This is a genomic window from Yoonia litorea (genome assembly GCF_900114675.1).
Taxonomy (GTDB): domain Bacteria; phylum Pseudomonadota; class Alphaproteobacteria; order Rhodobacterales; family Rhodobacteraceae; genus Yoonia; species Yoonia litorea.
This window is the reverse complement of sequence record NZ_FOZM01000001.1, coordinates 400,423-419,506: the sequence shown is the minus strand read 5'-3', so window position 1 is coordinate 419,506 and position 19,084 is coordinate 400,423. Positions and strand designations below refer to the sequence as shown.

Here is a 19,084-nt window from a genome sequence, read left to right as displayed (position 1 = left end):
CCGAAGGGGTTAACGATTTCGCAATGAATAAACGTCTCGCGATTTCTTTTATCCTTATTTCAGTCATGCTCGACAGTATGGGGATCGGCCTGATCATGCCTGTCATGCCCGATCTCATTCAGGAGGTTGAGGGCGAAGGCTTAGGTGCGGCTGCCGTCTGGGGCGGAATTCTCGCGACGATTTTTGCTGCAATGCAGTTCCTTTTTGGACCCACGCTCGGCAGTTTGTCTGACCGTTTCGGCAGACGACCGATCCTGATCGGGTCGCTTGTCGTGATGGCGCTCGATTATGTGGTCATGGCGCTTGCATCCACGATCACTTTCCTGATCGTGGCGCGGATCGTCGGTGGGATCACGGCCGCGACCCAAGCCACCTCAGCGGCCTATATGGCCGATATCTCAAATCCCGAAGAAAAAGCAGCGAACTTTGGCCTGATCGGTGCGGCGTTCGGGGTCGGCTTTGTTCTGGGACCAATGGTCGGTGGAGCGCTTGCCGAATACGGCACCCGCGCCCCGTTTTGGGCCGCAGCTTTTCTAGCTGCGGCAAACGCGCTCTTTGGCTACTTCGTTCTACCAGAGACTGTCACCGACAAGATCAGGCGTCCATTTGAGTGGCGGCGCGCCAATCCCCTTGGCGCGTTCAAGAATATCGGATCACTGCCGGGCCTGAAACGGCAGCTGCTGATTACTTTCGTCTATACCATCGCCTTCTTCGTCTATCCCGGTGTGTGGGCCTATTTCGGCGCGGAGCGTTTCGACTGGGGTCCCGGCATGATCGGCCTGTCTCTGGGCATCTTCGGGATCGGGATCGCGATTGTTCAAGGGGTCTTGATCCGGCCCATTCTGAAGCGGATCGGCGAACGGCGGGCGGTCATTCTAGGGCTCTCCGTTGATGTCGTGGCGTTCGTCGCACTCGGCTTTGTGACCGAAGGTTGGATCGCGCTGGCGATGACGCCGCTCACAGCGCTTGGCTCCATCGCAGGCCCGGCGTTGCAGGGGATCATGTCGCGCACCGCATCAGACGACCAGCAAGGCGAGTTGCAGGGGACTGTGACGTCAATCAATGCCGTCGCGACAATCCTCGCCCCACTTTTGGTGACACAGACCTTCTGGTTCTTCACCAGCGGCTCTGCGCCGATCTACGCGCCGGGTGCGCCGTTTCTTTTATCAGCGGTGCTGACGATTGGCTGCATCATTGTTTTCATGCAAACACCCCGCCCCAAGCGGGTCCCTGCCACCTAGTGTCGTCTTTGGGCTTGCAAGGTGTCGAGTGGCACAGCAGGGTCGCCTGAAACACCGATAAGCAAGGGCCATCCCATGTCTCAGATCAAAGCCGCCGTCTGCCGTGAATTCGGCGCCCCGCTGACCATCGAAACGGTCACACTTTCCGCGCCGGATCATGGCGAAGTCGAGGTCACACTGGAAGCCTGCGCGATCTGCCATTCGGACATCACCTACATGGGCGGCGGTTGGGGCGGTGTCTTGCCCGCAATATACGGACATGAGGCTGCAGGCCGCGTCAGCGCTGTCGGCAGCGGAGTGCGCGGCGTGTCCGTCGGTGATCCTGTCGTGGTCACATTGATCAGGTCCTGCGGCACGTGTCCCTCATGCGCTGGTGGGATGCCCGTTGCATGTGAAAACGACATGGCCACTAGTCCCATCACCGATGCCTCAGGTGCGCCGGTCCTGCAAGCGATGCACACGGGCGGTTTTGCCGAAAGGGTGGTTGTCAGCCAAAGTCAGGTGGTCAAGCTGTCAGCTAACATCCCGATGGACTCGGCGGCGCTGCTGGCCTGCGGGGTCATTACCGGCGTCGGCGCTGTGATCAATGCCGCAGAGCTTCGTGCCGGGCAGGATGTCGTTGTCATCGGTGCAGGTGGTGTGGGCCTGAACGCGATCCAAGGGGCACGCATTGCCGGTGCCCGCCGGATTGTTGCGGTGGATATGAGCCCGGAAAAGCTGGAAATTGCCAAGTCTTTCGGCGCAACTGATGGTGTGCTGGCCACTGATGACAAACCCTGGCGGGCAGCTAAAGCGGCAATGGGCCGCGGCGCGGATGCGGTCTTGGTCACGGTAGGTGCAATACCGGCCTATGACACTGCCCCCAAATACCTCGCCAACAAGGGCAAAGTCATCATGGTCGGGATGCCGCATTCTGGTGCCATGTCGAGCTACGAACCCGTGATGCTCGCCGCAACCGGCCAAGGCATGATCGGCTCGAAAATGGGTGACGTGGTCATCGCAAGGGATATCCCCTGGATGGTGGACCTCTACGAGCAGGGACGGCTGAAGCTGGACGAACTGATCTCGGGCCGCTGGAGCCTCGAGCAGATCAACGAGGCAATAGAGGACACCAAGTCAGGCAGCGCCAAGCGGAATGTGATTGTGTTTGGGTGAGGGGTTGCTTTGCAACGTGATGTTGGCGCGCTCGCCCGCTTTGCGGACAGAGCGGCCACGCGATTGTCGAGCGCAAAGGTCTGCCTTACTTGGCCGCCTCCTTGTTCCTATTGACGAAGCGCTGCTGCCAAGTCCTCAAGCGTGGTGCTCTCAATGGAGTGTTGAAACGCATTTTCAGCCCGCTCAAGCCCTTGATTAATTGCGCCGGCAAGGCCGATTTCAATGGCGCACTGCGGGGGGTTTTCATCCCCGCCCTTGTTCCCGACGTACAAACGCTCATCCAGTGCCCGATAGACATCGGCAATAGAGATAGCGTCCGGCGCCTTGGACAGCTTCCATCCGCCCAATTTGCCTCGTTCTGATGTAACGAGCCCAGCACCCCGAAGTTGCCCGAGCGTTCTGCGGATCACCACTGGGTTCGTCGCAGCGAAAGCTGCCATCTGCTCAGACGTGAACGGCTCTTCTGGCTTCACCGCCATATGCCCCAGGACATGCAGCGCAATTGAAAGCTTGCTATTCCTTTTCATGTAACTATCATAGTTACAATATGATCATTTGGAAAGGTGGTGGGCATGGATCACGTGGACGTTGTTGTCATTGGAGGCAGTTTTGCAGGGATGTCGGCCGCCTTGCAACTGGGTCGCGCACGCCAATCGGTTAAGGTGTTCGACACGAAGAAACCGAGGAATCGCTTTGCGCCGACGGCGCACGGGTTCTTGGGGCATGATGGAAGAACGCCTGCAGAGATCAGAGAGCTTGGTCGGGATAATCTTGCTCAATACCCGACCGTCGAAGTCGTGGAAGCGCGCGTTGCGACCGCCGCGCAAGAAGGTGAAGGGTTCATTGTGCATCCGGAAGGCAGTGCCCCCATCAAAGCAAGTTGCCTCGTTCTAGCTTACGGGCTCCGCGACGAACTCCCAATGATTGAGGGGCTTAACGAGGCGTGGGGGCGCAACGTGATGCAGTGCCCCTATTGTCATGGATATGAGGTGCGCGACCGAAAATTGGGGGTGCTCTACACGTCGGAGGCGTCACTGCATCAGGCCAAGATCATCCCCGATTGGAGTGCCGATGTGACGCTGTTCACCAACGGCCAAGCGATAAATCGCGATGCTATTGCTGCGGTCGAAAGCAGAGGTGTTGTGATTGTCGCGGACCGTGTCATCGGGCTCGAACTAGAGGAAGGCTGGATGAGACGTATCATCTTGCAGGAACACAACCACGACCTTGATGGCTTGTTCGTCATTACCAAAACCCATCACTCTTCGGACCTTGCGGGCCAATTGGGGTGTGCCTTCGAGGAAGGGCCATTCGGGCCATACATTCGCGTGGACAACCTGCAAGAGACGAGTATTCCCGGTGTCTTTGCCGCCGGAGACATCGCTCGGCCGATACATCAGTCAGTCTGGGCGGCGGCTGACGGATCAGCGGCAGGCGCGTTCTGCCATCAGTCACTGTTAAGTCAACGCAACCCCTATCACAAACCTGCGGCGTAAAGGAGCGGACATTGCGCAGTGTGCAGCATCCAGCACTTTGGGCTCCAAGCCGCCATGCGCCCCGACCGATCGTCAACACCGCCGCACTACTAGCCCCTCACCCATCCATCGCCCCGTCCCAATCATAGACGACGATGTCCGCAGTCTCGCGCGCATCGAGCGACCGATAAAGCGCCCTTGCCGCGATATTATCCCCTTCGGTCGCCACCCAGATGCCTTCACATCCTGCCTCACGCGCCTCTTGCATCAGCCTTGCGCACATCTGCGTGGCAATCCCCTGTCTTAGCCAAGCCTCACGCAAACCCACCTCAGCGACGAAGAAAGCAGGCGCTTTGTCCGGGTGCAGCAAAATCTGGCCGCTCGCCATACCGACAGCCTGGTCGCCGTCATAGGCGAGCACCAGAAAATGCGAAGGATCGTTGAGATAGGCCCCTGCCTGATCGGGCCTGATGGCATGGTCGAACAAACCCTCTTCAACGGCGAGGAGCCGTTCAAGATCATCTGGACCCATCAGGTGAAGCGTGATTGTGTCGGGCAAAGCAAACCCCTCGGAGTATCTCTTTATGAAACTCGCCGATCTCGACATCATTGTCACGGCCCCGCCGCCGCCCGGTTGGGGCGGGCGCTATTGGCTGCTGGTCAAGGTGACCTCGGACACCGGTGTTGTCGGTTGGGGCGAGTGCTATGCTTCCTCTGTCGGGCCAGAGGCGATGAAAGCTGTGATCACTGATGTTTTCGCACGCCATATGGCTGGTGAGAACCCCGAGAATATCGAACTGATGTTCCGCCGCGTCTATTCCGCAGGCTTCACCCAAAGGCCCGATCTGACCGTCATCGGCGCGTGGTCGGGGCTTGAAATGGCCTGTTGGGACATGGTCGGCAAGGACCGCGACCGCCCCGTGCATGCGCTGATCGGCGGGCGGATGAATGACCGCATCCGGGCCTATACCTACCTCTATCCGCGCGACAGCCACCCCCTGCCCGAATTCTGGGCTAGTCCCGAGATGGCGGCAGAGGTCGCCCTGGATATGGTCGAAAAGGGCTACACGGCGATCAAATTCGATCCCGCAGGCCCCTACACGATCCGTGGCGGCCACATGCCGTCGATGCATGACATCAGCCTCTCGGTCGCCTTCTGCCGCGCAATTCGCGACGCTGTGGGTGATCGCGCCGATTTGCTTTTCGGGACGCACGGGCAATTCAGTACGGGTGGTGCGATCCGTCTGGCGCAAGCTTTGGAACCCTATGCGCCACTCTGGTACGAAGAGCCGATCCCGCCGGATAATGCGGCTGAGATGGCCAAGGTTGCCCATGCAACCAGCATCCCCGTAGCGACCGGTGAGCGACTGACAACAAAGGCCGAATTTGCTGAAGTCCTGCGCACAAGAGCGGCGACAATCCTGCAACCGGCACTCGGGCGGTCAGGCGGCATTTGGGAAACCAAGAAGATCGCCGCGATTGCCGAAGTCTTCAATGCACAGATGGCACCCCATCTTTATGCCGGTCCCATCGAATGGGCGGCGAACATCCAACTGGCCGCCGCGATCCCGAACATCCTTCTGGCCGAGACTATCGAGACCCCGTTCCATTTTGACCTGATCAAACGCAGCATCACGGTTGAGAACGGCTACATCCCCGTGCCTACCGCCCCCGGTCTGGGGATCGAGGTGGACGAAGACCTCGCCCGCGCGCATCCTTTCAGTGGCGACGGGTTGCACCTGCAAATGCAAGAGGACCCGATCAGCTATCACGGGGTCAACAATTTTGCAGGCGGGGCGCCGGTAAAACGCGATGGTGACACCTGAATCTCGCGCGGTCTAGACAGCGGCATCCTGACTTGACGCATGGGCAGGTTTTCCCTTTTCAAAAACCAAAGCTTTGGCCAAAGTCAGCCTATGAAGTTTCTGCGTCAGTTCGCGGCCCGTATCGTTGGCCAATCCATCCGCATCTTTGCACGCGCCATCACCGCCGTGCGTGCCGAATGGAAAGGGATTGAACCGGTTCCGAAACAGCGGGTCTATTTTGCCAATCACGTCAGCAATGCAGACATGCCGATGATCTGGTCGGTTCTGCCCCCAGCCTTGCGGCGGACCGTCCGTCCGGTGGCCGCGGCAGATTACTGGCTGAAAAACAAGTTGCGCGCATTTGTTGGCCCTGAGGTTTTCAATTGCGTTCTCATCGACCGCAGACCCGAGGTGGACGACAAACCACTTGACCGGATCATCGAAGCCCTCGACGAGGGGGCGTCCCTGATCATCTTTCCGGAAGGCAACCGGAACATGACAGACGATCCGTTGTTGCCGTTCAAAGCAGGGCTTTACAACATGGGTCTGGCCAGACCTGACGTCGATCTGGTGCCCACATGGGTTGCAAACCTGACCGAGATTATGCCGAAAGGCGAAGTCATCCCACTGCCATTGATTTGCACGGTGACTTTCGGTGAGCCGATCCATGTGTCCGAAGGCGAAAGCAAAGACGCGTTCCTGCGTCGCGCTGCCGACGCGCTGCTGGCCTGCCGCCCCGAGGGGCGCAAGACATGACCAGTACGACGGCTGATATTCTCCTGCTCGCGTTCGGCAGTTTCGGAATCCTGATCGGTCTGACGGTTCTGGGTGAAATCCTGCGGGCGCGGCAACCGGTCCATGAGCCCAATCCCGTCCTCGACACGTATATGACCCGCGTTCAAAGCTGGTGGGGCATGGTTGCCTTTGTCGGGATCGCCCTGCTTTTGGGCAAAATCGGCGTCATGGTCCTTTTTGCTTTCGCGTCGTTTGCCGCCTTGCGCGAAATCCTGACACTCACCACGAAATCGCAGGCGGATCATCTGGCCCTTGCAACGGCATTCTTTGTGATCTTGCCACTGCAATATCTTTTTGTCGGTCTGGGTTGGACGGGGCTCTACATCGTTTTCATTCCTGTCTATGCGTTTCTCTTTCTGCCAATGGTCAGCGCCTTGCGGGGAAACCCGCAACGGTTTCTGATCCGTGTGGCTGAGACCCAATGGGCACTGATGATCGCCGTCTATTGCGTGAGCCTCGTACCAGCATTGATGAATATCGACATCGCAGGCTACGGAGACCGCTCGCTTTTGCTGGTTGCCTTCCTGGTGATGGTCGTCCAATTCGGCGATCTTCTTGATTTCTTTTTCGGGCGACGCTTCGGGCGCCACCGCATCGCCAAGGGGCTTTCCCCGAAAACATGGGAAGGCATGGTTTGCGGGATTGTCTGCGCGATGGCAATCGGAGCCGTTTTGCATTGGATCACACCATTTGGCGCGCTCGGCGCGGCGCTGATGGCCGGTGCGGCCTCTGCTGTCGGGATGTTCGGCAATCTGGTCGTTGCCGCGATCAAACGTGATCGTGGAGTGAAAGACTGGTCCCACCTGATCCCTGGTCAGGGTGGGTTCGTCGATCAGCTTGATAGCGTGATCTTTGCAGCCCCTGTTTTCTATCAGCTGACAAAGTTCTTCTACGGCTAAAAAACGTCGGCGCTGCGACCCGATCCGTCACTATACCCAGTGCTAGTGACCGTCGCCCGCTGCCGGCCTAAACTGTCCGATCTTTGAGACGTTCTTGGCGACAAGTGTTCCGATGCCGCCAACCCTGTGCCGCTTGATGGCGCGGTAGTCTTCGCGGCTTTTGCGCAGCATATGTCCCAAAGATCGGTTGCTGACGCCACCCATCTTCATGCGCACCATAACACGTGGCAAATAGGCAAGGCGGAGCTGACCAGAGGTCAAGAACCGCAACACCGCATCGTAGTCGCCCGAGATACGATAGCTCGTGTCATACAGACCCGCACGCTCAAACACCTCGCGCCGCAGGTAGAGTGTCGGATGTGGCGGCATCCAGCCACGACGCAGAGCCAGAGTGTTGTAAACACCTGCCCGCCAGCGGCGGATGACACGGGATGGGTCGCTGCGCGAGACATATTCAATATCGCCATAAATCCCGTCGTAATCGCTATCGGCCAGCGCAGTCGCAACCTCTGACAGGACGTCACGATCCGCTAGCACATCATCAGAATGCAGCAGCCCCACAACATCGCCGGTTGCCCGTTGAATGCCACGGTTGATCGCCTGATAAATACCGCTGTCCGGCGCTGACGCGATCCGCGTTTGAAAGACGCATTTCTGCTTCACGACGGCGATCGTGCCGTCCTGCGAGGCACCGTCCTGAACGATATGTTCAATGTCGGTGTGAGTTTGAACTGCCAGACTATCGAGCATCTCGGGTAGCGTCGCCTCGCCATTCAGCACAGCCGTTATCACTGAAATCTTCATGGCCGCGCCTCCCGGTCACTGCCGATGTCAATGCCGAGCACTTCGCGGATCGCTCGCCTGCGTGGTGCCCCGGTTTCCTTCATGTATCGGACAACTTCGGCCATTTTCGTATCGACGAGATAGCGGTACCAAAAGCCTTGCAGCACGTGGAAGTGGCGCGCCTCGGCGCGGTCGAGAAACCCGCCACGCAACACATAGCGGTAAACGAAATAGACACCGGCACGCCATCCCGAGGGGAGCTTGCGGTAGAAATGCTGTTTGATCCACCGCACAACTGCGGGCCTGCCTGAGAGCCCTGATCCCTCGCTCGCACGCGCCATCAGGTCCACAACCTCGCGGTTGGCATAGCCGACATGCTTGGCCATCCACCAATCAAGGCCCTTGCGGTTGTCATCGCAGATAGATCCATGCAAGGCGGCGACGCGGCCTGTCACCTCGATATGCTCGTCCATCCAGCGGTTTTCACAACGCCCCTGCCCTTCGCGAAAAAGCCGCAGACTTGGCACTGCGCCGACACCGCCGAACCTGACCGGCTGACCCTGAAATGTGATCCTGCGTGTCACGATCAGGCCAGCAACATCAGGCAACCCCGCCCGGATCGCACCGGCCAGATCAGGCTCCACGATCTCATCCGCATCAAGGCGCAGCACCCATCCCCCGCAACCTGCGATCTGATCAAGCGCCCAGTTGAACTGGTCGGCATAGTTGCGCCATGGATGCTCCAGCACCTCTGCGCCTGCAGCTCTGGCTTGCGCGACCGTGTCGTCAGCGGACCCACTGTCCACCACGACAATGCGGCTCGCAAACCCCGCGACCGAGGCAATTGCACGTTTGATGTGCAGCGCTTCATCGCGGGTCAGGATGATTACGGTGATCGTCGTCATTGCAGCCTCCGGAGTTGGATGGGGTTGCCAACGCCCAGATGGGCCGCTGGTACGTCTTTCATGGCCACCGCGCGCGCGCCAAGAACAGCCTGATCGCCGATCCGCACACCGGGACCCACAAATGCATCTGCGCAAACCCAAGCATCTGCACCAATGGTAATCGGTGATTTGACTAATGGCCGCGACGCGAGCGCCAAGTCATGACTGCCCGCACAAAGATGGGCGTGTTGCGAAATCGTGGTTCTGGGACCAATGTTTATCCTGCCCAACGCATAGAGGATGACCCGGTCGCCAATGCCGGCCTCAGGTCCGATTTCCAGGTTCCATGGCATCGTGATCCGCACGCTGGGATGGATTTGCACACCCAGACCGACCTGCGCCCCGAAGCACCGCAAAAGACCTCGCCGCCAGCCCCAGCAAGGTCTGGGACTGAACCGGAACAGTGGCGTCGCGAGCGCCCAGAGAACCCGACCCACCTGCACGCGGTGGCTCCACTTGCGGAGCGTGCGATTGGCCTTGATATCCAACCGTGCCGTCATGCCGCTTGCCCCGCCAAAGCAAGGCGTGAGAGACCGCGATAGAGATCTGCGAACCGTGCGACCATCGCCTCTGGTGCAAAGTCGCGTTGCATCCACGCCCTCCCCCGCTGTCCCATCGCTGGAAGGTCTTCTTGACCCATCTGCAGGATCACCGTCGCCAGATCATCAGTTTGTAGCGAGATTGCCCGACCGCAACCGTGGCGGTCCAAGTCCTGCCACGGGGTCGCATCAGTGGTAAGAACCGGAACGCAATGAGCCAGCGCCTCGGCGATGGCGATCCCGAAGTTTTCTGAATGCGACGGCAGCACGAACAGATCGGCGCGGGCAAAAGCGTCCCACTTCGCCTGTCCCTCCACGTGACCATGAAACCGCACTCTCTGACCCACCCGGCCTGCGAGTGTTTGGAGTGCGGCAAGATCATCCGGGCTGCCATCACCATAAATATCCAAGGAGACTGATCGCGGCAGCGCGTCCATCGCCTTGATCAAGAGATCGAGACCCTTCTTGGGATGCAGGCGGCCAAGAAACATCAGTCGCAATGCATCTTGTTCAGCGTGACGCGGCACAGCAGGCGGAAGAGTTACGGCATTCGGGATCGTGCACGAACTCGCATGACGGAAAACAGCAGTGTTGGCCTCTGCTTCTGAAGCACTTGTCGCATGCAACACGACAGCCGCCGGCATGAGCATTCGAGCCAATTGCAAAAACGCGCGCTTCTGCCCACGTCTTGGGCAGTCCCCCCATGCTTCAGTGGCCTGAATTGCACCGCGTGGCGACCAGATCAGCGGTTTACCGAAAACCTTGCAAAGCGCCAGCGTGGGCAACGTCGGGGCGCTGAAAACACCTGTGATATGCACGACATCTGCCGCCGCAATCGCACCGGGAAGCGATGCAAACATCGCAGGGGCAAAGGCATGTCCAGCCACTCGTCGAAAGTAGCGGACCGGATACGGCAGGCCGACCGGAACAACCCGATCCGAAACGCGCAACCCTGCCGCGTCCGAGGACATGACCGACAAGTCAAACCCCTCTGTCTGCGCGATACCATCGCAGATCGCTTTCGTGGACCAAATCGGGCCGCCCCAAAATGTGGCTGGAAAAAACGATGGGGTGATATGCAAAATCTTCATGCGGCCCGGCTTTCGACAGACACCACGCGCGCCGGGTTGCCGACCACGACTGCTCCGGCAGGCACGTCAGAGGTGACGACTGCGCCTGCCCCAACCAAAGCCCCGGCACCAATGCTATGACAGCTTGGCAGAATGATCGCGCGTGCGCCGATCCAGACCCCAGACCCGACGCGTAAAGGGCGCAAGCGTGGTTCAGATCGCGGATCACGACCGTGGTCATGTGTGTAGATCAGCACCCCTTCCGAAATCAGCGCATCGTCAGCGATCGACAGCCCGCCGGTCATGTCCAGATGGACGTCGCGGTTGATCTGTACGCCGTTGCCGATCATCAAATGCCCCGGCCCGATCTCGGATGAGGCGTTCACGCCCTGACAAATCAGGCATCCGGTTCCGATCCTCACCTGAGCAGCATTCCTGAAACTGACATCGCGTTGAAAGCGCGTTCCGCGTCCGACCTGCGCCAGTCTGGCGTGATGCAGCTTTGTCGCTGCGCTGTTCAGGACAAGCCGCACAATTTGGCCCGCGCGAAAAACGACCCATCCCAATGCCCTAAACAGCATGCTGCAACCCCCATCGGCCTGAGGCCTTTCGCGAAGGTCGGCAGAGCCTGACTACCAAAAGCACCAAGACCAACTGCGCTGCAGCCCCAACCACATATGCGCTCATTGAGGACTGGAGCGTCGCTTGAACGAACGGATAGAAAATGAGCGGGTAGACCAAAAACTGCGTCAGCGCACCGCGTGGTCCAAACGAGAGGAGCGCGACCTCCAGCCAACGATAAAGCGCACCGAGGGCCACGCCGACCAGCACGCCCCAAGAGCCAAAGTTGATATACGCCTCACCCGGTCCAGTGACGTTAAACGCGCCGCCCGTCATCACGCCCAGGACGTCCCGCTTCAAATAGACACCGAGGTCAATCGCTGGCTTTTCCGGCCAGATGGAACGCGGCACCCAGCCAAAGCTCCACCATCCATAGCTTTGCCCCCAGAGCTGCATGTCTGGTGTCACATGTGCGTTGACCAGAACAGCCGCATTCAGGTCAAGAAAGTAGGTGGAGCCAACGAGTTGATGCAAAAGCCCCGCCTCGCTGCCGCGCAAGGTCGTCATGTAAGCCGAAAGTCCAAATACAAGACCCGCCGCGACCACAACCGTGGCCCACGCTGCGCCATGCGCCCGGCCCCCGACGATAACGTATGTAATTGTGCCATAGGCGAACAATTCGACAAGCTCGAACCGGTCTCCGGATACCAGCGCCACCAGCAAAAGCAGCGCCCCCAGGAACACAGCTTGCAGCAAAGCCACCTTGTCAGAGCGGATCAACCCGTTGCCGAGCAACAGAACAAACGCGCATTTCGGGATGACGAAGAATGACTTTACGCCAGCAAGCGTCGCGCCGACGCCATCAGCATTGACGTTGATTTGCTTGTCCTTGTTGAGTTGCTGCAAGAGGTCAGGCGTGAGCGCATCGATGCCCCTCGCCCTCAGAATTGCGACATAGGTCAGGGCAGCCACGGCGATGGCAATCACGAACAGCAGGTGCCTGTTCTTTACAGCCGTAATGGCATCCTCTGAGTCGAGGCGCGATGGCCCACCTGACACAACCGGCACGGCAATGCGGTATCCCAGACAGATTGCGAGAACAAAGGCCGTCAGGTAGCTAGCCCCGATCAAACCTGCATCCGGGTCTTCAACAAATCGCCGGTAGAACGCCCAGTCAGGGAAATGCGGATAAACCAGCGCCTTTACGAGAAACCCCGCCGCACAAAAATACCCAACAAAGTGAAGCGGCGACACCAGCGGAAGCATCCCGTGACGACGGGCCAGCCAAATTGGCGTCATGGTGGCAAGACCTGCCATGAGGATGATCAGGACATCCGCCATGCGATCTCTTTCTTGCGCGCCCAAAGCGCCCCTGCTGATGTATCGACCCCATATAGACGGTTCAGTCTGTGCCAAAGAAACAGGCTGCTCAGCCCAGTCGCAGCCGCAAAAACCACCGCGTGGCCGAGGGCGCTCAGCGCCGCTCCGCCAAGAGCAACTCCGCCGCCGTAGATGACCAAAGACATCGCACGAGCGCGCACACCGTCAGAGGGACTGGGGGCAAGGTTTGCGACAGTGTAGCTGGCCGCCCAATAAGAGTGCATCACAGCACCCAGCAGCATCACGCAGGCCATCAACCAACCACCATCAGTCAGGATCGAGACATCAGCCGCCCATCCAAGACCCAGGCCACAAAGACACAGAAGGCAAATCCCAAGCGCCGGAAACCAGGCAATCTGACTGCCGGTCGAACTCGCCGACTGCAAAGCTGTCCGGTCCCCTTGTCGCAAAGCCTCGGCCACCTGAGGTGCCGTGGCCCAAGTCGCCACGCTCACGGGAAGGGCAACAACATTGGAAAGACGCCGCAGCAATGCGTACCCCCCAAAGATCTCTGGCGGCAGCAGTGCCCCGGCCAGCACCAGATCGATCTGCCCTTGGGCCATGCCAAGTACGGACGAAAGCCAAAGCTGAAATCGGGGGTCACGATCGGCCGAGGACCCACCTTTCGCTCCCTGGATGCCATATACGACGCACAAAGCCGATACGCCGAACCCCAGCAACATAAGAGCGGTGAACAAAATCGCGATATCAGCACTTTCGCTCAGCAGTGCAGCAAACAGCAAGACAACAACCGGCAAGCCATCGCGTAAAGCCATTGAGAAAACGGCATCACCCGTTACGCGCATCGCCGCAGCAAGGCATTGCAGAAGATGTAGCGCAAACGCCAGTGTCAGCACCGCACCCCAATCGGTATTGGGAAAGAGCGATGACATCACTACCCATCCGATGATGCACAGCAATGCCGGGGTCACAAAACAGACAGCCAGAAACTGCTGATGCAGGTCGTCTGGTGCCATCCTTAAGATGATCAGCGGAGCCCCGGCCCCGACAATCGTTGTGCCGATGAGCGCTATCGCCCAGAGATGCACAAGCTCGCCGAAATTCGCGAGCCCCAGCCACCACGCCAACGAAACCATCACGGCCAGATTGATGCCGATGATGCCAGCCCGAAGGGCAAGCAAACTCGCGGCCTTTCCGAACTTCCAGTGCTGATTCCAGAATTGAAACATCACGATCCTCGCGTCGAGCGATTCACAGTTGCTTCAATCTGCTTAACGAAGGGTTAACCCTCCTATGGTGGCTTACGCCTTAAGTAACCACGAAAGGTGCTGCGCAATGTTGGCCTCACAGCAGACAACCACCCCAGCCTCGCCACATGATCTGTGGCGGATGGCTTATGTGTTCTGGTTCGGCAAATGGCTCATCTTGGCCTCAGTGATCTTTTGTAGCGGCTTGGGTGGATTCTACGCGTTTTACGTTAACGAGGCGCGCTACGCGGCATCAGCGACTCTCCGACTGAATGCCCAACCGACGGACTTGCGCGATGTATCGGATCACTGGCCTCCTCCCTCGACTGATCCGTTTAGCCTCAACACAGAACGCGCAATCCTGACCGCAGATCACATTCTTGAAGCGGTCGTCCTCGAGCTGGCGCTCTTGGACGATCCGGAGTTCAATCGCTACCTGTCACGAGGCAGCAATGCCTCTCTGCGTGACCGGGTGCGACAATTGATGACCGGAGCCGCAAACCCGGTGCCGGATCAAAATGGCATCCTCAAAAAGACCGTGCGCAATCTGCGCCTGGCGATCTGGGCAAGACACACGCCGGACACGTATCTTTTTGAAATTACTGCGCAAAGTGCGGACCCCGTGAAAGCCGCCCGCTTGGCAAACGCCGTTGCAGATGCCTACATATCCGCCCAGCGCACCGCGCATGACATGGCGATGGATGAAAACATCAACTGGCTCAACGACCGGGTCGCCGCACTGCGCGATCAGCTCCTGTCACAAGAAGCTGTCGTTTCTGATCTGCGTGGCCGGGCCCAGCTTCGCGATGACAGCGCATTGGATGACCTTGCAAACCAGATCCTCAATGCGCACCAACAAGAAGCAACGGCATCCGATGCGCTTGCGCACCTGAGCACGCAAGAAACCTTAACCGCGCGGCAGGCTGCGGAACGCGACCAACTCTCCGTGCGGCTCGCCGTCATCACTGAAGAAACGACGCGGCTGACGACACAATTGGCAGCTCAATCAGCTGGTCTCGCAAGCCTGCAGCAAGCGCGCAGGGAAGCAGACGCCACGCGCGTCCTCTATGAAACCTTCCTCGGACGCTTGCAGGAAACACAAGTCCAAAGGGGACTCGACGCCCCCGATGCCCGCCTGTTGGCACCTGCAACCATTGGGACATTCGCTGGAACCAGCCGCGTTTTAATGCTGAAAGCATCAGCGTTCTTAGGCTTCCTAGTTGGTGTGCTCGCCGTCATAGTGCGGCACCTCTCAAGACGCGGTATTCTGCATCCCGCGATGCTCAAACCAATTTTCAAGGGAAACGCGATCCTCTTTGGAGGTCAAGAAACGGTCTTCTCACCCGACACGCAATCAATTGTTAACCTGACACACGCTCTCAAGGTTGCAACCCAAGGCAAACCAACAACAACCACACTGATCGTAGCGGCAGACCATCACGAAACCATGGACGTTGCCCTGACGCTTGCAAAAGCCTATGCCGTACATGATGACACATTGCTGGTCAGATTGGACGGCACGCAGACGCAGACGAACGAGACTGATCATCGCCTTTCCCAAATCAACGTCCCCACCACCGACCTGCTCAATGCAGAGGCTCTTGCGAGGCACCTCAAGCATTGGCAGCAAATGTCGTCTCACGTCTTCATAGATGCCAGCGCGGCCCCTGCAGAATTTATGAGCACCCCTCTCGTATCAAAGGTCGATGCCAGTCTCATCGTGATCGCATGGGCCGCTACGCCGATGGCGATGATCATGGACCGGGCCAAAGCACTCAAGCACGAGAGCGACGCCCCACTGCTTCCGGTGCTCACCGGTGTGAACCGGCGCAAAATGCGCCAGTTCTCTCTCAGCTATCCGGTCACTCCCGCGCCGACATAACGTGGCGGCTCGTGATCCGCAGATTGTCGCCGGCAGAGATACCAAACCCGTTCGCAACATCGGCAGCGATGTAGGCCTTGCAGGGCCAATCAAGGTTGCCATTCGCCGTCCGACCCTCAAGGTTGGGTCGCAGGAACGCCGTCAGGTCCTGAGCTACCCCATTGCTCGAAAGCTCCGCCTCCAGACCATAGCGCAACTCGGTGACGCCAATCTGCGCCGCAAGCCCAAGCCGTGATGCCGGAGCGAATGTGACATTGGCAGGAACGCCGCCACTGTAGTCAGAAAGGGTGACACTTTCACGTGGTGCCTGGAGACGCTGCACAACTTCAGTCTCGCTTTCACCGTCCCAATGAACGAAAGGCAACATGCCAGCATAAAACCAGGCCACATCAGTCACATTGCCGGTCATATCAAGGGTCACATCATGGCTGATCTCACCCGGCCCAATAACGCGTTGCAAAGTGCAATCAGCAATGGATGCGCCTGCGGTGGTTTGCCAATTTGTCTGCTCTGAAATGGCAATCTCGTTGCCGACACTTAGGCCATTGCCTGATGTCTCCGCGGTCCATGGCACCCCGTCAATCGCAATCTGTCGAGACACCAAAGGTTCATGTCCGTGGGTCTGGCCGCCAACTTCAGTTTCGTCACCTGCGATTTGGAAACGCGCCGCATACTCACGCTCGGAGGCATAATCAATTGCCACGAACTCCGGATAGGTAGGCCGGTAATCCGCCCGCCAATCCAAGGCCCCGTCAGACCCGATCCCGTTGAGATGGGAAGGCGGCACAAGCCCGCTTTGACCGTTGGCGCGCGCGGCATAGTATGTTCCATCCCACTGCACTTCGTCGCCCATGGCATAGCTGGTCTGGGGTTGCCAAAGCGGCGGTAAGATCCGTGGGCCGGACAAATCGGCACTGATCGACACAGCCTCAAGCAAGATGGCTGTCCCACCCGGGTTTGCAGCCGCGCCATAAGACAGTTCAACGGTATGAGACCCGATCAGACCACTGGCCACCCGCACAACCTGACGTCGCTCAAGATCTGTCTCAGAATAGGAGTAGAACGCCTTGAAGCCCAATGCAGCCGGATCGCCGATCTCGTTGACCAGTTCGTCCGAACCATCGATACGGACCCGCACATAACCTCCACTGGTCCGCCCGGTGTAGTGGACCCATACGTCATAGGGGTCAGCGCGACTGACCGTCACCGTGGCTGTCGCACTGGTCGAGCCACTGCTAATCGCACGATTTCCAGTATAGCTTGAAGCAAGGCCGGAGCCGGAAGACTGCAACTGGTTCCACGACCCTGAAAGGCTGAAAGCACCAATCGGATAGACATTCCGCAGCTTGGCAACAGCAGTCTCGCGCCACGACAACCGCAGCGTAGGGTCATCATTATCCAGTGACAGCCAAGCAGCATAGCCGTCACCTATTGTGCTCCAGAGCGACAGCGCCCCTTGCGGACCTTGGCCGATCGCAACTTCAGCCCCTCCACCATTGGCAAAAAACGGGGCGACCGAATCGGCCGCCGGAACCTGTCGGGCAGGCGAAAGCGAAAATCCAAGCATTACTCAATACCACGCAACAAGTTGCGCGGTCGTCCCGGATGCAAGGACCCGCTTAGGCCGAAGCGATAGCGTTGAGCCCGCAAGCACATCATAGGTCACAGCAACACCATTCGCGTCCTGCAACACTGCCGTGCCGCCTGAATTGACGTAAATTGCGCGCGGCCTGACTGGCAGGTCCTCGGTGTCATTCGGACTGACAAGGTAATGCGAAACAGCGGGTGAGGTCAGATTGACATAGTCGGTATCGAACGGGTCGGACATGCAGCTCTCCAATCAAGGTTATCGAAAGCAGTTCTACAGAAGACTGATTGGCAAATTCACACAGTACCGTACGGTGCGAACGCAACACCTAGTCTGGCGCTCCGCGCTCCTTGCGCGGTAAACTCAGCACATGGCGCTCAAGGCAACATTCCGATTTGGCGATCAACGGTCGTATTCTGCACCCGATCTCGCACCGGCTACGCCATTCATCGCGATTGGTGACGTTCATGGCCGCTACGACCTGCTCGCTCCCCTCCTCGATCGGGCGCTGAGCTTTAACGAGTCTGTCGTCCTTTTGGGGGACTACATCGACCACGGCCCGGACAGCGCAAGCGTGCTCGATCTGGTTCATCAGGCCACACAGACCGGCAAGGTGATTGCCTTGCGCGGAAACCACGAAGACTTCCTGTTGCGCTATCTTGTGCAGCCGCGCGTGCTGACCCAGCGTTTCTTTGCTCTGGGGGGTGAGGCAACGCTTGCGAGCTACGGGATCACACGGACGATGCCAGTGCCGGGCCCGCGTGAAATGTCACGTATGCGCAATGAATTGCGCGAAAAACTCGGAACACTGGAAGATTGGCTCAAAAACCTGCCGTATGTGCATCAGACCGGAAATGTCATCGCACTTCATGCAGGTGCCGATCCGTCGACACCAATAGAGGATCAATTCGCACCCTCATTCTGTTGGGGGCACCCATTTTTCCGGAAGAAAGCGCGTTCAGACGGCCATTGGGTCATCCATGGCCATGATCCGGTCGAATCCATCACAGTGAAATCACGGCGAATCGCACTCGACACCCAAGCGTATCGCACCGGTCAGCTTTCGGCGGTGCGGGTGCAGCCTGGTTTGATCGAACTATTCTAGCGCCCCTGACGCCCGAAAACGACAGCGAGCGTGCGCCAGACAATCCACAAGTCGAAACGGAAAGACGCTTTGGACAGGTAAACGAGATCGGCATCAATTTTGCGGCGTACATCAGCCATCGTATCGACGTAGCCCACCTCGGTCTGCGCGTAACCCGAAATACCCGGTTTCACGTCATAACGGCACAAGTAATCTGGGAACATCTTTTCGTAGTCGCAAGCATGGTCATAGGCGTCAGGACGCGGGCCGATCATGCTCATTTCACCGCGTAAAACATTGATAATCTGCGGAAGTTCGTCGATGCGACTCGCCCTGAGAATGCGGCCGAGTGTGGTGATCCGGTCTTCTTCAAGGGCATCGAATGCGCCTCGCGAAGTCTGCGTGACAACTGTCATGGACCGGAATTTCAGGGCGACAAATGGTGCCCCCCGATACCCCATCCGGACCTGCCGAAAGAAAACCGGTCCACGGTTGAACACCGGATTGAGCACGAAAAGCGCTAGTGACACCGCAGCAAAGACAGGCAGCAACAAGACGGCCAGAATATAATCCAGAACGGGTTTGACCCGGTAAGGATGGCCCAAGCGCGCTGTGCCGCGCCGGACTGATACGAAAGTTTCGTCGCCGGTTGTTTCTGACATCATCGCGCCCCCA

Annotated in this window: 20 protein-coding genes; 8 read left to right on the top strand and 12 right to left on the bottom strand. The window is 58.5% G+C overall.

What is annotated here, in order from left to right:
* Positions 1-23: 23 nt before the first annotated feature.
* Together BM316_RS02210 and BM316_RS02205 are read left to right on the top strand one after the other, a co-directional pair.
* On the top strand, positions 24-1,241 hold the full coding sequence (locus BM316_RS02210; protein WP_090203436.1) for a TCR/Tet family MFS transporter: 1,218 nt from the start codon (positions 24-26) through the stop codon (positions 1,239-1,241).
* 75 nt (positions 1,242-1,316) lie between these two features.
* Positions 1,317-2,396 carry a zinc-binding dehydrogenase gene (locus BM316_RS02205; protein ID WP_090203434.1) on the top strand — a complete coding sequence of 360 codons (1,080 nt, stop codon included), beginning with the start codon at positions 1,317-1,319 and terminating at the stop codon, positions 2,394-2,396.
* A 107-nt stretch (positions 2,397-2,503) separates the two neighbouring features.
* Here the strand turns inward: BM316_RS02205 and BM316_RS02200 are convergent, their stop codons facing one another.
* Positions 2,504-2,923: an Rrf2 family transcriptional regulator gene (locus BM316_RS02200; protein ID WP_090203431.1), complete on the bottom strand. Its 420-nt coding sequence runs from the start codon at positions 2,921-2,923 to the stop codon at positions 2,504-2,506.
* Positions 2,924-2,968: 45 nt separating this feature from the next.
* Between BM316_RS02200 and BM316_RS02195 the strand changes: the two genes are divergently transcribed.
* Complete coding sequence (locus tag BM316_RS02195) at positions 2,969-3,892, top strand: NAD(P)/FAD-dependent oxidoreductase (RefSeq protein ID WP_090203428.1); 924 nt, start codon at positions 2,969-2,971, stop codon at positions 3,890-3,892.
* Between the two features lie 97 nt (positions 3,893-3,989).
* Here BM316_RS02195 and BM316_RS02190 read toward each other — a convergent pair whose 3' ends face one another.
* Positions 3,990-4,430 (bottom strand): GNAT family N-acetyltransferase, encoded by a 441-nt coding sequence (locus BM316_RS02190; protein WP_165606527.1) that lies wholly within the window; start codon positions 4,428-4,430, stop codon positions 3,990-3,992.
* A 25-nt stretch (positions 4,431-4,455) separates the two neighbouring features.
* Here BM316_RS02190 and BM316_RS02185 point away from each other — a divergent pair, with 25 nt between their 5' ends.
* From BM316_RS02185 to BM316_RS02175, 3 genes are all read left to right on the top strand, one after another.
* Positions 4,456-5,697 carry a mandelate racemase/muconate lactonizing enzyme family protein gene (locus tag BM316_RS02185; RefSeq protein ID WP_090203423.1) on the top strand — a complete coding sequence of 414 codons (1,242 nt, stop codon included), beginning with the start codon at positions 4,456-4,458 and terminating at the stop codon, positions 5,695-5,697.
* A gap of 90 nt (positions 5,698-5,787) precedes the next feature.
* Positions 5,788-6,432: a lysophospholipid acyltransferase family protein gene (locus BM316_RS02180; RefSeq protein WP_090203420.1), complete on the top strand. Its 645-nt coding sequence runs from the start codon at positions 5,788-5,790 to the stop codon at positions 6,430-6,432.
* Positions 6,429-7,370, top strand: a complete 942-nt coding sequence (locus tag BM316_RS02175; RefSeq protein ID WP_090203417.1) for a phosphatidate cytidylyltransferase — start codon at positions 6,429-6,431, stop codon at positions 7,368-7,370. The genes BM316_RS02180 and BM316_RS02175 overlap by 4 nt, the downstream gene beginning before the upstream one ends.
* Before the next feature lie 42 nt (positions 7,371-7,412).
* Here the strand turns inward: BM316_RS02175 and BM316_RS02170 are convergent, their stop codons facing one another.
* The 7 genes from BM316_RS02170 to BM316_RS02140 are packed head-to-tail and all read right to left on the bottom strand — an operon-like array spanning position 7,413 to position 13,837.
* Positions 7,413-8,174, bottom strand: coding sequence for a glycosyltransferase family 2 protein (locus BM316_RS02170; RefSeq protein WP_090203415.1), 762 nt, complete (start codon positions 8,172-8,174; stop codon positions 7,413-7,415).
* Positions 8,171-9,058 (bottom strand): glycosyltransferase family 2 protein, encoded by an 888-nt coding sequence (locus tag BM316_RS02165; protein ID WP_090203412.1) that lies wholly within the window; start codon positions 9,056-9,058, stop codon positions 8,171-8,173. The genes BM316_RS02170 and BM316_RS02165 overlap by 4 nt, the downstream gene beginning before the upstream one ends.
* A complete protein-coding gene (locus BM316_RS02160; RefSeq protein ID WP_090203410.1) occupies positions 9,055-9,597 on the bottom strand; it encodes an LbetaH domain-containing protein in 543 nt (180 codons plus the stop codon). Before BM316_RS02160 ends, BM316_RS02165 begins: the two co-directional genes overlap by 4 nt.
* Positions 9,594-10,727, bottom strand: coding sequence for a glycosyltransferase (locus BM316_RS02155; RefSeq protein WP_090203407.1), 1,134 nt, complete (start codon positions 10,725-10,727; stop codon positions 9,594-9,596). The genes BM316_RS02160 and BM316_RS02155 overlap by 4 nt, the downstream gene beginning before the upstream one ends.
* Entirely contained in the window at positions 10,724-11,287 is a 564-nt protein-coding gene (locus BM316_RS02150; protein ID WP_090203405.1) for an acyltransferase, read from the bottom strand. The genes BM316_RS02155 and BM316_RS02150 overlap by 4 nt, the downstream gene beginning before the upstream one ends.
* Positions 11,277-12,608 carry an oligosaccharide repeat unit polymerase gene (locus tag BM316_RS02145; protein ID WP_090203402.1) on the bottom strand — a complete coding sequence of 444 codons (1,332 nt, stop codon included), beginning with the start codon at positions 12,606-12,608 and terminating at the stop codon, positions 11,277-11,279. The genes BM316_RS02150 and BM316_RS02145 overlap by 11 nt, the downstream gene beginning before the upstream one ends.
* Entirely contained in the window at positions 12,593-13,837 is a 1,245-nt protein-coding gene (locus BM316_RS02140) for a lipopolysaccharide biosynthesis protein (RefSeq protein WP_090203400.1), read from the bottom strand. The genes BM316_RS02145 and BM316_RS02140 overlap by 16 nt, the downstream gene beginning before the upstream one ends.
* Positions 13,838-13,943: 106 nt before the next feature.
* Here BM316_RS02140 and BM316_RS02135 point away from each other — a divergent pair, with 106 nt between their 5' ends.
* Positions 13,944-15,737: a GumC family protein gene (locus BM316_RS02135; RefSeq protein WP_165606526.1), complete on the top strand. Its 1,794-nt coding sequence runs from the start codon at positions 13,944-13,946 to the stop codon at positions 15,735-15,737.
* On the opposite strand, the gene BM316_RS02130 is transcribed toward BM316_RS02135, so the two are convergent.
* Both BM316_RS02130 and BM316_RS02125 read right to left on the bottom strand, forming a co-directional pair.
* Positions 15,718-17,304 carry a hypothetical protein gene (locus BM316_RS02130; protein WP_090203394.1) on the bottom strand — a complete coding sequence of 529 codons (1,587 nt, stop codon included), beginning with the start codon at positions 17,302-17,304 and terminating at the stop codon, positions 15,718-15,720. The genes BM316_RS02135 and BM316_RS02130 overlap by 20 nt on opposite strands.
* Positions 17,305-17,307: 3 nt before the next feature.
* Positions 17,308-17,565, bottom strand: a complete 258-nt coding sequence (locus BM316_RS02125) for a spike base protein, RCAP_Rcc01079 family (RefSeq protein ID WP_090203390.1) — start codon at positions 17,563-17,565, stop codon at positions 17,308-17,310.
* A 130-nt stretch (positions 17,566-17,695) separates the two neighbouring features.
* Here BM316_RS02125 and BM316_RS02120 point away from each other — a divergent pair, with 130 nt between their 5' ends.
* Positions 17,696-18,430 carry a metallophosphoesterase gene (locus BM316_RS02120; RefSeq protein WP_090203388.1) on the top strand — a complete coding sequence of 245 codons (735 nt, stop codon included), beginning with the start codon at positions 17,696-17,698 and terminating at the stop codon, positions 18,428-18,430.
* Here the strand turns inward: BM316_RS02120 and BM316_RS02115 are convergent.
* Positions 18,427-19,074 carry a sugar transferase gene (locus BM316_RS02115; protein WP_242649714.1) on the bottom strand — a complete coding sequence of 216 codons (648 nt, stop codon included), beginning with the start codon at positions 19,072-19,074 and terminating at the stop codon, positions 18,427-18,429. The two genes, BM316_RS02120 and BM316_RS02115, sit on opposite strands and share 4 nt — an antisense overlap.
* Positions 19,075-19,084 lie beyond the last annotated feature (10 nt).

What these genes read in the sequence shown, in the direction of transcription:
- BM316_RS02150 (WP_090203405.1), bottom strand. Translation starts at nt 11,287, where the DNA reads ATGCTGTTTAGGGCATTGGGATGGGTCGTTTTTCGCGCGGGCCAAATT.
- BM316_RS02140 (WP_090203400.1), bottom strand. Translation starts at nt 13,837, where the DNA reads ATGTTTCAATTCTGGAATCAGCACTGGAAGTTCGGAAAGGCCGCGAGT.
- BM316_RS02120 (WP_090203388.1), top strand. Translation starts at nt 17,696, where the DNA reads ATGGCGCTCAAGGCAACATTCCGATTTGGCGATCAACGGTCGTATTCT.
- BM316_RS02200 (WP_090203431.1), bottom strand. Translation starts at nt 2,923, where the DNA reads ATGAAAAGGAATAGCAAGCTTTCAATTGCGCTGCATGTCCTGGGGCAT.
- BM316_RS02145 (WP_090203402.1), bottom strand. Translation starts at nt 12,608, where the DNA reads ATGGCGGATGTCCTGATCATCCTCATGGCAGGTCTTGCCACCATGACG.
- BM316_RS02195 (WP_090203428.1), top strand. Translation starts at nt 2,969, where the DNA reads ATGGATCACGTGGACGTTGTTGTCATTGGAGGCAGTTTTGCAGGGATG.
- BM316_RS02125 (WP_090203390.1), bottom strand. Translation starts at nt 17,565, where the DNA reads ATGTCCGACCCGTTCGATACCGACTATGTCAATCTGACCTCACCCGCT.
- BM316_RS02165 (WP_090203412.1), bottom strand. Translation starts at nt 9,058, where the DNA reads ATGACGACGATCACCGTAATCATCCTGACCCGCGATGAAGCGCTGCAC.
- BM316_RS02160 (WP_090203410.1), bottom strand. Translation starts at nt 9,597, where the DNA reads ATGACGGCACGGTTGGATATCAAGGCCAATCGCACGCTCCGCAAGTGG.
- BM316_RS02135 (WP_165606526.1), top strand. Translation starts at nt 13,944, where the DNA reads ATGTTGGCCTCACAGCAGACAACCACCCCAGCCTCGCCACATGATCTG.
- BM316_RS02155 (WP_090203407.1), bottom strand. Translation starts at nt 10,727, where the DNA reads ATGAAGATTTTGCATATCACCCCATCGTTTTTTCCAGCCACATTTTGG.
- BM316_RS02115 (WP_242649714.1), bottom strand. Translation starts at nt 19,074, where the DNA reads ATGATGTCAGAAACAACCGGCGACGAAACTTTCGTATCAGTCCGGCGC.
- BM316_RS02210 (WP_090203436.1), top strand. Translation starts at nt 24, where the DNA reads ATGAATAAACGTCTCGCGATTTCTTTTATCCTTATTTCAGTCATGCTC.
- BM316_RS02185 (WP_090203423.1), top strand. Translation starts at nt 4,456, where the DNA reads ATGAAACTCGCCGATCTCGACATCATTGTCACGGCCCCGCCGCCGCCC.
- BM316_RS02170 (WP_090203415.1), bottom strand. Translation starts at nt 8,174, where the DNA reads ATGAAGATTTCAGTGATAACGGCTGTGCTGAATGGCGAGGCGACGCTA.
- BM316_RS02180 (WP_090203420.1), top strand. Translation starts at nt 5,788, where the DNA reads ATGAAGTTTCTGCGTCAGTTCGCGGCCCGTATCGTTGGCCAATCCATC.
- BM316_RS02205 (WP_090203434.1), top strand. Translation starts at nt 1,317, where the DNA reads ATGTCTCAGATCAAAGCCGCCGTCTGCCGTGAATTCGGCGCCCCGCTG.
- BM316_RS02130 (WP_090203394.1), bottom strand. Translation starts at nt 17,304, where the DNA reads ATGCTTGGATTTTCGCTTTCGCCTGCCCGACAGGTTCCGGCGGCCGAT.
- BM316_RS02175 (WP_090203417.1), top strand. Translation starts at nt 6,429, where the DNA reads ATGACCAGTACGACGGCTGATATTCTCCTGCTCGCGTTCGGCAGTTTC.